Source organism: Neobacillus muris (assembly GCF_943193175.1).
Lineage (GTDB): Bacteria > Bacillota > Bacilli > Bacillales > Cytobacillaceae > Neobacillus > Neobacillus muris.
Window position 1 is genome coordinate 247363 of sequence record NZ_CALPDF010000003.1, and the last position, 12214, is coordinate 259576.

General features: G+C 42.9%; 12 protein-coding genes and 1 other annotated feature. Of the genes, 2 read left to right on the top strand and 10 right to left on the bottom strand.

Features of this window, described 5'->3' with window-relative positions:
• Positions 1-20 precede the first annotated feature (20 nt).
• The 9 genes from NFS43_RS03975 to NFS43_RS04015 all read right to left on the bottom strand — a co-directional run bounded on the left by NFS43_RS03975 (position 21) and on the right by NFS43_RS04015 (position 9520).
• Complete coding sequence (locus NFS43_RS03975) at positions 21-1133, bottom strand: GerAB/ArcD/ProY family transporter (protein WP_251549683.1); 1113 nt, start codon at positions 1131-1133, stop codon at positions 21-23.
• Positions 1134-2345: a Ger(x)C family spore germination protein gene (locus NFS43_RS03980; protein ID WP_251549685.1), complete on the bottom strand. Its 1212-nt coding sequence runs from the start codon at positions 2343-2345 to the stop codon at positions 1134-1136. It lies immediately after the preceding gene.
• Between the two features lie 48 nt (positions 2346-2393).
• Complete coding sequence (locus tag NFS43_RS03985) at positions 2394-3935, bottom strand: spore germination protein (protein WP_251549686.1); 1542 nt, start codon at positions 3933-3935, stop codon at positions 2394-2396.
• A 328-nt stretch (positions 3936-4263) separates the two neighbouring features.
• Entirely contained in the window at positions 4264-4449 is a 186-nt protein-coding gene (locus NFS43_RS03990; RefSeq protein WP_251549727.1) for a sporulation protein Cse60, read from the bottom strand.
• Positions 4450-4545: 96 nt separating this feature from the next.
• The gene (locus NFS43_RS03995; protein WP_251549688.1) at positions 4546-4851 is read right to left on the bottom strand and encodes a rhodanese-like domain-containing protein; all 306 of its coding nucleotides are present in this window, start codon (positions 4849-4851) and stop codon (positions 4546-4548) included.
• A gap of 59 nt (positions 4852-4910) precedes the next feature.
• Positions 4911-7328 (bottom strand): leucine--tRNA ligase, encoded by a 2418-nt coding sequence (gene leuS, locus NFS43_RS04000; RefSeq protein WP_251549691.1) that lies wholly within the window; start codon positions 7326-7328, stop codon positions 4911-4913.
• 44 nt (positions 7329-7372) lie between these two features.
• Positions 7373-7593: a binding site (T-box leader), on the bottom strand.
• 118 nt (positions 7594-7711) lie between these two features.
• Complete coding sequence (locus tag NFS43_RS04005) at positions 7712-8902, bottom strand: MDR family MFS transporter (RefSeq protein WP_251549693.1); 1191 nt, start codon at positions 8900-8902, stop codon at positions 7712-7714.
• 175 nt (positions 8903-9077) lie between these two features.
• On the bottom strand, positions 9078-9242 hold the full coding sequence (locus NFS43_RS04010) for a glycogen biosynthesis protein GlgD (protein ID WP_251549695.1): 165 nt from the start codon (positions 9240-9242) through the stop codon (positions 9078-9080).
• Positions 9239-9520, bottom strand: coding sequence for a YtzC family protein (locus tag NFS43_RS04015; protein WP_251549698.1), 282 nt, complete (start codon positions 9518-9520; stop codon positions 9239-9241). The genes NFS43_RS04010 and NFS43_RS04015 overlap by 4 nt, the downstream gene beginning before the upstream one ends.
• Positions 9521-9730: 210 nt before the next feature.
• On the opposite strand from NFS43_RS04015, the gene mnmL reads away from it, so the two are divergent.
• Together mnmL and mnmM are read left to right on the top strand one after the other, a co-directional pair.
• Positions 9731-10693: a tRNA modification radical SAM protein MnmL/YtqA gene (mnmL, locus tag NFS43_RS04020; RefSeq protein WP_251549700.1), complete on the top strand. Its 963-nt coding sequence runs from the start codon at positions 9731-9733 to the stop codon at positions 10691-10693.
• Positions 10690-11262, top strand: a complete 573-nt coding sequence (mnmM, locus tag NFS43_RS04025) for a tRNA 5-(aminomethyl)-2-thiouridylate-methyltransferase MnmM (protein WP_251549702.1) — start codon at positions 10690-10692, stop codon at positions 11260-11262. The genes mnmL and mnmM overlap by 4 nt, the downstream gene beginning before the upstream one ends.
• Before the next feature lie 257 nt (positions 11263-11519).
• Here mnmM and NFS43_RS04030 read toward each other — a convergent pair.
• A partial coding sequence (locus NFS43_RS04030) for a transposase (protein WP_251549704.1) occupies positions 11520-12214 on the bottom strand: 695 nt, incomplete at its 5' end.

Consider the following 12214-nt stretch of genomic DNA (forward strand, 5'->3'; position numbering starts at 1 on the left):
CATATGCAAAAACCATTCATTCACATGCTGGCCGATTTTGATTGTTTCAGCTTCTTACGAAAGATGAACCCCAGAACCAGCACCATCAATGGAATGCCGATGGCAATCGACATGGCCAGTGTGACCCAATAGGTTTCAATATAATCAATCGCCCGGTGATGATCTAACACCACCCAATAGCCAAAGCCACTGAGAATGAGACTTGCCGGCAAAATCGCTGGTTTATGGCTTTTCATGCCAATCAGATTTTGGATGGAAACAGCGGCACAAAAAAAGGTCATAATGATTTGTGTCAAGGCTGAAAGTGAAAAAAAGGCAATCATAATCATTTCATACCGATGAAAAAACAAACCAATTTGTGCGCTTCTCGCCATTTGCATGCAAGAAACGATATATTGCCCGGCAACCTCCGCCGTTAAGACGCCTGTCTCCAGAATCGGCCAAATGATGACAAAAGCACCTCCAAGTACAATTCCAAGCGCGCCTGACCTCTTCCATGTATTTTTTTCTTTTACCATTGGCAGGATAACAGCTGCCATCATTGTCGCCATCGCCCAATCGGTATTGTTATGCCTGCTTGCCCAAAGATCGGGAAGAACGCCATATTGAAAAAGCGGCATTAACTCCCTAATATCAAAGTCTCTGATCGAGCCAAATATAATCAAGATATTCAGCATCAAGATAGAAAATACTCCAATCAAGGCCATCCTGCCTATCACCTCGATGCCATGGTAAAGGGCAAAAACCGCAATAATAAAACCTGCAATGACAAAAATGATTGTCGGGGCTTCAGGTAAAAAGTAATCCTTTAAATGGTAAACAAAGGTAGTATACACCGCCCCGGCAGCGCCAACAAAGAAGAGGAATAAGATTAAACTTATGATTTTTCCAAACCATTTTCCTAACAAGAGTTCACTTTGCCCCAATATATTTGATTCTGGTGATTGACGGATCACATAAATGGTCAGCAACATCATCAGACAGCCTTGAATGGAAGAAAAAAAAGTAGAGATCCACATATCGCCCCCAACTTCACGCGCTATTGATCCTTGAGTTAGGCCAATCGCTTTGGCATAGACCATATTAATAATTAACGCCATAAACATCCCATTAGAAATTCTTACTTTTTGCATCTACTTATTTATCCTTCCTGACTTTGTTTGATTTTTTAACAAGACTGTATCCTTCACTTTTGCCATCGTTTTAACTTTTATCTCAACGGTGGGAAAAATCGTTTCCCACTGTGAATGGATTCTTCTCCATTCAACCGGATATCGATTATGAAAAACCTTCCCCAGCTCCAAAAAATCAGAATTAAGTTCTTTTTGTGCCCGCCTGACCAGTTTTTCAAATTCTTTCTTTTTCTCTTGCTCCATCTCTCTTTCAATGGCATCCACTTTCGCTCTTTCTTCTAAGGAAAATGGGCAGGCGGCTTCTACTACACTGCCATCTGTTTGATAAGAAACGGTGAAGGCTGGTTTGTTATTTTTAAAGGAAGGGATCACCTTAAATTTTTGATTTCTCAGTTCAACTGTGATTTTCTTTTGTTTATCATCCGGGCAGTGCAAAATTAACATGCCGGTATCCATTGCTTCAAGAAAGGGAAGAACGGATCTTACTTCAAAAGGTTTTAATGTCCCTACAAGCTTGTCCCCTTTAAAAACTCCTGCACCGGCTAATTCAACCTGTTTGTATCCGCCTTCTTGGCCAGGTTTCTTATTAGAAACACCTCGATTTACCAGCCGAAGGCGGGCTAATATGGGCTCCGTGCTTTCGCTTAAATAGGAGGCCTGAAGGTCAAGAATTTGTGTGCGGGGTGCCTGAACCGATATCGGTGTGTAGCGGAATAATTTGTCCAGAGCTTCTCCAGGCACGACTTCCAGTCCTGTTACCGTACTCACCACTTCACTGGCCTTATTCGGTGTCACCGCGACCCATGTCCTCATTCTAAGTTCAGGATTTCTTGTAAAAAAATCGATGATCTCCCTGATCCCTTCTTTGGCTAACTTCTCATTGATGACAATGATAAGATTATGGGCCCAAAACACACGCCTAGAGGAAAACGTAGATAAATTACGAATCGCTTGAAAAATCGTTTCCCCTTCTGCAGAAGCCGACCATATTGGATCTCCCGTTTGGCCGGATGGGGCCCCGGTCTGCCCCCTTGCATCCGACGGCCTGGCAATTTGAGTAGTCACCTTAATTAATCCTTCAGAACTTCCTTTATCTAATCCAACTGCCATGACCAGCGCTAAATCGTTTAATTCCCTTTTTCCTGTTTTACAGCCACTTAAAATGAGGATCAATACACAAACCAATACGCAAATTTTGAATTTAGCCGCCATGCTGTACCTCCTTCATTCTGGGCCATCTCCCCATTAAAGTTGGTATGATTAATCCTCATTCTCATTCGCTTTCGGTTTTTGGATATTGGCGGATCTTCCTTTACCTGCCGCCAGAGACGGAAGCCGCTCCATTTTCCACCACGGCATGCGAAAGAAGGAGTCCTTCTGGTCAGATGGCTGGAAAGGGGAAGCAGGAGACAAATAAGATTCTCCAAATGATCTTAAGGAAAGGGCATGAATGGCGATCAAGGCAAATACAACCGAAAACCCAAGCAAACCGAGCATACCTGAGGCAATTAACAGTGGAAATCGGATCAGCCTGATCGAATAAGAAGCCGCGTAATTTGGAATGACAAAGGAAGCTATCCCCGTAATTGCCACGATAATCACCATGAACGGGGAGATGAGGCCAGCTTGCACAGCTGCCTGCCCTATCACTAACGATCCCACAATGCTTACCGCCTGACCGACTGGTTTAGGCATCCTCAGCCCCGCCTCGCGCATCAATTCAAAACTGGTTTCCATAATTAAGGCCTCAAGCAATACCGGGAAAGGCGTCACATCCCTGCCCGAAGCTATCGTTAACGCTAAGGCCGTTGGAATCATTTCCTGGTGAAAGCTGATTAACATGACATAGACAGAAGTAAGAACAAGGCTGATGATAAAAGCAAAATAACGGATAATACGAAAAAAGGAACCGGTCAAGTATTTGGAATAATAATCATCACTCGCTTGTAAAAACTGCCAAAAATAGGCAGGTACAATTAATACAAAGGGAGAATTGTCGACAAAAATGGCTACTCGTCCTTCCAGGATTGAAGCCGCCACTTTATCCGGCCGCTCAGTGCTTTGCACAGTAGTAAACGGTGAAAACGGTGAATCCTCAATTAATTCCGTAATGTAGCCGGAATCGATGACCCCGTCAATTTCAATTTTATTGATTCTATTCATGACTTCTTCAACAAGACCTTCTTTGACAGTTCCTTCTAAAAAGGCAATATTGATCGTGGTCTTCGTCCTCTTTCCAACGGTTGTTGATTTTATTGAAAATAAAGGATCCCTGATTCTTCTTCTAACGAGTGCCGTATTCGTCCGCAAATTTTCTGTAAAACCATCCCGCGGACCTATTACCACTTGTTCGGCCTGCGGTTCACTAACCGATCTCTCATTCCATCCCCTAGTCGAAACGAGGATGGCCTGATCACATTTATCGATAATAAAAACGGTGTCTCCCGATAAGATACCGTCAATAATGTCTTGGATTTTAGTAACCTGTTTTACGTTGTGAGCATGAAGAATATGTTTATTTATTTTTTCAGGCAGCTTTTTATAAAGGGTAGTAAGATCAATGTCTTTTAATAGTCTTGGTGCCTGATAAATAAATGAATCGATAACCGAGCTGATCAGGTCGCTTTTCACCAAACCGTCAAAATAAAAACAAACAATGGCAATATTCTTCTCTTCGTGAAAAAAAAATTCTCTCGTAACCAGATCCGCATGGTCTGGAAGGATTGATTGAACCATTACTTTATTATTCTCGTAACTTGAGGTTAAATTCTGCTTCAACAATTCCTCGACATTTCTTTCCATTCAGCACCTCTCCATGACTAAGCAATGTCTCTACTCTCTTTTATTCCCATACGAATCTAAAAATAATCAAAAATACGGGTATGATTGTTTCCGGCGATGACGAGAATGCTAAAGAGAGGTGATAGGATGGACTTTTATCATAATTGGTTTTACCGGCAGTTTTTGAATACGGAATGGTTCCTGTGGGCGATTGTCACTCTTATCCTCTTCATCAATATTTTAGGGCCAGCCATTATTTGGATCACTATGAGGTCCAATAAAAAAAGCGGCATAAAAAATAACCATTAATGTTATTTTTTATGCCGTTTTTCTAATCAGGTTTAACGTTTCAGGCCCGGTAAATAATCATCGCAGAAAAACAATAGATTTGTTCCTCTTCCTCTTCCTCAGTCATTGCAGCAACGTTGTATTTAATATCGAGCAGGCTTTTTTCATCGATGCCTCTTAAAAACCGGTTCATTTCCTTTTCCAAATCCTTTTCATGCTCCCGATCAAATAACTTTACCTGTATCACTGAATTCTCCCTCACTTTTTTTATCATTATTGCCCCCTTTTCTGAATTTTAAAAATTAAAAGGATAAAAAAAATAACCAATTCCATTTGGAATCAGTTATTCGACGTCTCCAGCCCAGTTCAGCATGCCGCCAATCATGTTACGGACCTTATAGCCTTGTTCTTGCAGATAGTAACACACATTTTCACTGCGGCGGCTGGAACGGCATATGAAGATATATTCTTTGTCCTTGTCAAAATAATCGAGATGGGCGGGAATATCCCCCATACGGATATGTTTGGCACCAGGAATCATTCCTTCAGCTACCTCTTCGTTCTCCCTTACATCCACGAGCTCAAGCTTTTCCCCTTTTTCAAGCTTTTCCTTTAATTCCTCAGGTGTAATGATCTTGATTTCTTCCATGTTAACCATCCCTTCAAAACGAGGCTGACTTCTTTCATCTGAAGTCAGCCTGTGTCTTTTTAATTTGCTACAATGTTAACCAATTTACCCGGTACCGTGATGACCTTCCGGATCGTTTTTCCTTCAATTTGCTCCTTGACGCGGTCGTCACCCATGGCAATGCCTTCTAATGCCTCTTTGCTGGCATCTGTTGGAACCATGACTTTTGTCTTCACTTTGCCATTCACTTGAATGACAATTTCCACTTCATTTTCGACCAGCTTTGCCTCATCATAGGCTGGCCAAGCTTCGTAGGAAATAGTGCCTTCATGGCCAAGTCTTTCCCAAAGCTCTTCGGCAATATGCGGAGCAACCGGTGAAAGCAGTTTTACAAAGCCCTCTATAAAATGCTTTGGAAGCACTTCTGCTTTATAAGCTTCGTTAATGAATACCATCAATTGGGAAATCGCCGTATTGAATCGTAATCCTTCATAGTCCTCGGTCACCTTTTTCACAGTCTGATGGTATACCTTTTCTAAGCTGGACACTTCTTCACTGACATGAATTTTTGGATTTAAGTCACCATTTTCTTCGACGATTAAGCGCCAAATTCGATCCAGAAAGCGGCGGGAGCCGTCCAATCCGTTTGTAGACCAGGCAATTGAAGCATCCAGTGGTCCCATGAACATTTCATACATGCGGAGGGTATCTGCACCATGTGTTTGGACGATTTCATCTGGGTTTACCACATTACCTTTTGATTTGCTCATTTTTTCATTATTCTCACCCAAAATCATGCCTTGGTTGAACAGCTTTTGGAACGGTTCCTTCGTTGGCACAACTCCAATATCATATAAGAACTTATGCCAGAAACGGGCATACAGCAAATGGAGCACCGCATGCTCGGCACCGCCAATGTAAATATCGACAGGGAGCCAATGGTTTAATTTTTCCTGTGAAGCCAGCTCCTTTGAATTCTTCGGATCAATATAACGCAGATAATACCAGCAGCTTCCAGCCCATTGCGGCATCGTATTCGTTTCACGGCGGCCTTTTTTGCCAGTTGCCGGATCGACTACATTCACCCATTCTTCGATATTGGCTAGTGGTGATTCTCCAGTCCCGGAAGGTTTGATATCTGTAGTCTTGGGCAGTGTCAATGGAAGCTGGTCTTCCGGAACAGCCGTCATCGTGCCATCTTCCCAGTGAATGATTGGAATCGGCTCACCCCAATAGCGCTGGCGGCTGAACAGCCAATCGCGCAGCCGGTAGGTTACTTTCTTTGTTCCGATTCCCTTTTCTTCCAGCCAAGAGATCATTTTTTTGATAGCATCCACTTTATTTAAGCCATTTAAGAAATCGGAATTGATGTGTTCTCCGTCGCCCGTATAGGCTTCTTTCTCTACATCGCCTCCGGCCACAACCGCTTTAATCGGCAAGCCAAATACTTTGGCAAATTCATAGTCGCGCTCATCATGAGCAGGAACGGCCATAATCGCTCCGGTACCGTAGGTGGCTAATACGTAGTCCGCAATCCAAATGGGCATTTTTTCGCCATTTGCAGGATTAATCGCATAAGCCCCAGTAAAGACACCCGTTTTTTCTTTCGCAAGATCAGTACGCTCAAGATCGCTCTTGGTTTTTACTTTTTCCAGATAAGCATCGACTTCTGCGCGCTGTCCAGAAGTGGTAATTTTGTCCACAAGAGCATGCTCCGGAGCCAGAACGGCATACGTAGCGCCAAAAAGCGTATCAGGGCGGGTAGTAAACACGGTAAATGTTTCTCCATGGCCGTCAATTTCAAAATTAACCTCTGCCCCTTCAGAGCGCCCAATCCAGTTACGCTGCATCTCTTTCAAGCTTTCCGGCCAGTCGAGTTCTTCTAGGTCTTCAAGCAGACGGTCAGCATAGGCCGTAATTTTTAGCATCCATTGACGCATTGGACGGCGTTCAACCGGGTGACCGCCGCGCTCACTTTTTCCATCGATGACTTCCTCATTGGCGAGTACGGTTCCAAGTGCAGGACACCAGTTGACAGGCACTTCATCAATATAGGCAAGGCCTTTTTCCCAAAGCTTCAAGAAAATCCACTGTGTCCATTTATAATATTCTGGATCCGTTGTATTCACTTCACGGTCCCAATCATAGGAAAAGCCCAGTGATTTTATCTGTCTGCGAAAGGTGTTGATGTTTTTCTCAGTAAATTCAGCCGGGTCGTTGCCAGTATCTAGTGCATATTGTTCCGCTGGAAGTCCGAAGGCATCCCAGCCCATCGGATGAAGGACATTGTATCCTTGCATCCGCTTCAGCCGTGAAAGAATGTCTGTTGCGGTATATCCCTCTGGATGGCCGACGTGAAGGCCGACACCGGATGGATATGGAAACATATCTAACGCATAAAATTTGCGCTTATTATATTCTTCGTTTGTTTTGAATGTCTTTTCTTGCTCCCATTTTTGCTGCCATTTTTTTTCGATTTGCTGATGATCGAAACTCATTTTCCTTAATCCTCCTATTGAAAAATAAAAAACCCCTCATCCCAGACAGGGACGAGAGGCTATATGTAATCTCCCGCGGTACCACCCACATTAGTGCTTAAACACTCGCTTCATTCATCCTTAACGCGGAAAACGGCAAATCTTACTTTATTTTCACATTTGCAACTCATAGGCGAGTTCATGATGTTCCCGGTTGACTTTCACCAGCCGTCAACTCTCTAAATAGCGGGCATTAACCATTACTACTCCTATTCACTGTTTTTTCATTATTTCGTAATACGGTTATTGTAATCAATTTTTCGCCTGTATGCAAGTGACCTAATCCCAGCTTCGCCAAATTTATTACACATTAAACCAAAAAAGAGGGATATTCGGCTCCCTCTTTAAACTTGCCCTTGTACAGCATTGGTCACCGCAGTCTTCAGTTTACGATCGTAGACAAGAATTGCCAGGATAGCCATCATAAACAAAACAATCAGGATGATAAATAAAGTGCCCATGCTATACAAATCAACAATCACTCCGCCGAGCAGCGGACCAATCATTCTTCCGCCGGTCGCAGTACTATTAATAATCCCCTGGTAGAAGCCTTCCCGGCCTTTTGGCGCCAAATCGAAGGCAATGGTCGGAACTGCCGGCCATACAAACATCTCAGCAATGGTTAAAATAGCCATGGCAGCCAAAAACCCTGAAAAAGATTCCGCTTGGCTTAAGACCCAAAATGAAACAATAAATATCCCAATACCAATGATAATTTGCTGTTTTATAGACTTAAGCACAAGCTTTAACATACCATTTAATAACGGCTGTCCCAAAACAATAAGAGCCCCGTTTATGGTCCACAATAAACTGTACTTGGAAAGTGATATGCCAATTTCCTGCGTAAATGAAGCAACCGTGGTGCTCCATTGGCTGTATGGGATCCAGCAAAGCAGGTAACTCATGCTGAGGATTAACAAAGCGTGGAAATTTGCACGGCTTTTTATCCCTATGACAGTTTCATCATGACCTTTCGACTGTTTCGTGTCAGCTGTAATTCTCTTATAGCCCAAAACAGCTATCACTAAAAAGATCAAGTACATAATGGTATTGGCGAGAAAAATCAGCTGGAACGAGTAGTCGGCCACCACACCTGCAGAAGCGGTCCCGATGGCTACCCCGAGGTTGGAGGCAACATACAAAGCATTAAAGGTTTTCCGGCCCCCCTCTTTCCAGACAGAACCAGCCATCGCATACATGGCGGGAAAAATCATTCCTGCTCCAAACCCAGCAATAATCAGAAAAAAGACATATTGCGGCCATCCATGCCAGAAGGTTAACCCGGAAAGGGAGAACAAAGAAATGAGGATCCCCGAAAGAATCGTTTTATAACCCCCGATTTTATCAAATAAATAACCTCCAGCGAGGTTTCCAATAACATTAGCCCCCGAGTTAAGCATTAACACAAGTCCTGCAACAGATAGGGACTTTCCTAATTGATTGTGAATATAAATCGTATTTAAAGGCCATAAAAAAGAAGAGCCTATAGTATTCACTGCCATCCCGATAATTAAAAGCCATAAGGCACGCGGCATGAAAAACGCTCCTTTATCCAAAAAAATATTCAATTCCTTTGGTCATTTTATTCCTTTTTATCAGGCGTTGCAATTCTTTTTAGCTCTACTTTGATTTGTCATAATTAAGTGTATTTTCGAAACGCAAAAAGGGCTGTCCGGAAGGCTAAGGACAGCCCTTTTCTGAGGATTGCTGTTATTCCTGATGAAATTTCGATTTAACCGGCTGGCCGCCTGACTGTTCATATTTCTTTTTGGCCAATTTCACTACATCATCTTCCTTCCCCAATTCAAGGTCTTGGTTATTCATCCCATTGCGTGTTTTTTGCTCAGGATTTTGTTGTTTAGACCGTTTTTTCAAAACTGTTCTCCTCCTCTTGTCTCTTGCAATATCATGTTATTTTGCATTTGCTGGATTTGCAGTCTCATTCGGTGAAGCTGCTCCCGTTGCTGGGCACTGGCGCTATGAGCAATTTTAGCGACATCCTGATAAGCGGCTTCCAGCTTCTGCAAAGCTTGTGTATATTCCTCGTTATTATAATGCTGCTGGAGGCTGCTTTGTTTGTACTGCTCCTCTGCATAGCGAATCGTATCTGAAACTTCCTGCCTTAATTCATCCATTGATTCACGAGTAGCCATATTTGAACCCTCCCGGAACTAGTGCCATAAATTGAAGCAACGGACTGCTTCAATTCTTATTGTGTTCTCCCTATGCTTTCCTATGACAGCAAACCAATGATAAATGCTGGCAATTCTGCAAATAACAATCGTTGGATAAGGCTTGTCCATCATGCTAAAATAAACTGATTGCATATAAGCAGAAAAATTTAACAAGGAGATTCATTAGACATGCTTGAAATAAAACCGTTTCCTTATGCTCTTGATGATAAGCGTTATCATACATGGAATTATCATCTTCGTCAGCAATTTGGGCATAAGGTATTTAAAGTGGCTCTAGATGGCGGATTTGATTGTCCAAACCGTGACGGTACTGCAGCCTACGGCGGCTGCACTTTTTGCAGTGCGGCGGGTTCCGGTGATTTTGCCGGCAATCGCGTCGATGACTTAATTACCCAATTTAATGACATAAAAAATAAGATGCATACAAAATGGAAAGATGGCAAATACATGGCCTATTTTCAGGCCTATACCAATACGCATGCCCCTTTAGAAGTTCTTCGGGAAAAATTTGAGACTGTCCTGAACCTGGAGGGAGTTGTTGGCTTATCCATTGCCACACGGCCGGACTGCCTGCCTGATGATGTGGTTGAATACCTTGCTGACTTAAACAAAAGAACTTATTTGTGGGTGGAATTGGGTCTGCAAACGGTTCATGAACAGACCGCACAGTTAATCAATCGCGCCCACGATTTTCAATGCTATATAGAAGGTGTAAATAAATTAAGAAAACATAACATTCGAGTCTGCTCCCATATTATTAATGGACTGCCGCTTGAGAGCTATGACATGATGATGGAAACAGCACGTGAGGTCGCTAAGCTGGATGTGCAGGGAATTAAAATTCATCTGCTTCATTTGTTAAAGGGCACACCAATGGTCAAACAATATGAAAAGGGCATGCTGGAGTTCCTGTCAAAAGAGGACTATGTCCATTTAGTTTGTGACCAATTGGAAATTTTGCCTCCGAAAATGATTGTCCACCGCATTACCGGTGACGGGCCAATTGATTTAATGGTCGGCCCAATGTGGAGTGTCAATAAATGGGAGGTCTTAAATAGCATTAATGCCGAATTAACCAGAAGAGACAGCTGGCAGGGAAAATATTATCAGGTGGAGCAGCCGGAACAATGAAATTAGACCGTATTCTCTCATATGCTAAAATTTTATTGACTAAAGCTGTCAGTCCCGGTGATATTGCGGTGGATGCGACTTTAGGAAATGGGCATGACACTGTGTTCCTTGCTGGACTGGTTGGAGACACTGGGAAAGTATATGGTTTTGATATACAGGACACGGCTGTTCAAGCAGCAAAAGACAGATTAACACAGCATGGCCTGTTGGCTCGTACTGAACTTTTTAATCAAGGCCATGAAAACATTTTAGAAGTGATACCTGCAAACCTGCGCGGCAAGGTAACTGGAGCGATTTTTAACCTTGGCTATTTGCCAGGCAGCGACAAGATGATTGTGACAAAAGCAGATACGACCATCGCCGCCATTGAACAGCTGCTGCAATTGATGGCACCTGAAGGGATTATCGTCCTTGTTATTTATCATGGCCACCCTGGAGGAGCAGAGGAACGTGACGCCCTGCTGGACTATTGCCAAAGCCTTGATCAAAAAACCGCCCATGTCTTGCAATACCAATTTATAAATCAGCAAAACAATCCGCCTTTTATTGTCGCGATTGAAAAAAAATGAGGATGACCATTGGTCATCCTCAGATTGTCGAGAAAGGGTATTTTTCTCGGCAATTTTTTATTATCACAGAATCTAAATACCAAATTTATTGATTGTCCATGCAAATGGGCCTGTTGATTTCCGTTCCGGGCACTCGCTTTCCGCGGGGAGCTCCTGGAGCCTCCTCGGCGCTTTGGCGCCTGCGGGGTCTCCAGTGACCTCTACTTCCCGCAGGAGTCGAGTGCCCTCCACTCCAATCAACAGGGTGCAAAGTCAACCTAAGTATTGCAACACACATTTTCTAACCTTGCTAAGTGTGTTGCAATCTTTTTTATATTTTGGCAGGCTGCAGTAAGAAGAGCCTGTTCACTTACACTTTTCAATCCACGTAACCGGCAGTAGCGAAGCCCGTGCAGCTCTTTTGAGTCTGCGAAGCTCCGCTCAATTTTTTCCTTTCTAAATTTATAAAGCATTTTTCCCGATTTAGTTAAACGATTTAACCTTACCTTTTCCTTGTGCTCCTCCCACACATGTCGTGTTACTACTTTCACTTTATTTTTTGAACGTGTACATTGGGATAGTAATGGGCAGTTTTTACACTCCTTTGAATCAGACTTATACTCCCTATAACCCTCACGGGTTGTTGTTTTATATATTAATTCTTGGCCATTGGGGCAAGTGTATAGGTCACGTTCTTTATCATATTCAAATTTCCATTTAGGAAATAACCCTTTTGTCGGGTGATACCTTCTATGAGCAATTACACCAAAGACTTTTCGATCAGAGAGTCCCTTACATATTGGGTTTGTGAGGTAACCGGAATCGAGTGCTACCGCCTCCACCTTAAATCCAAATCGTTGGACCTGACGGTCCAACCGACTCAAATAAGGAACAGAATCATGAACATTTCCGGGTGTGACATAAACATCCGTAATAATATTGAACTTCATGTCTGTAGTTCGATGGTCAAGAT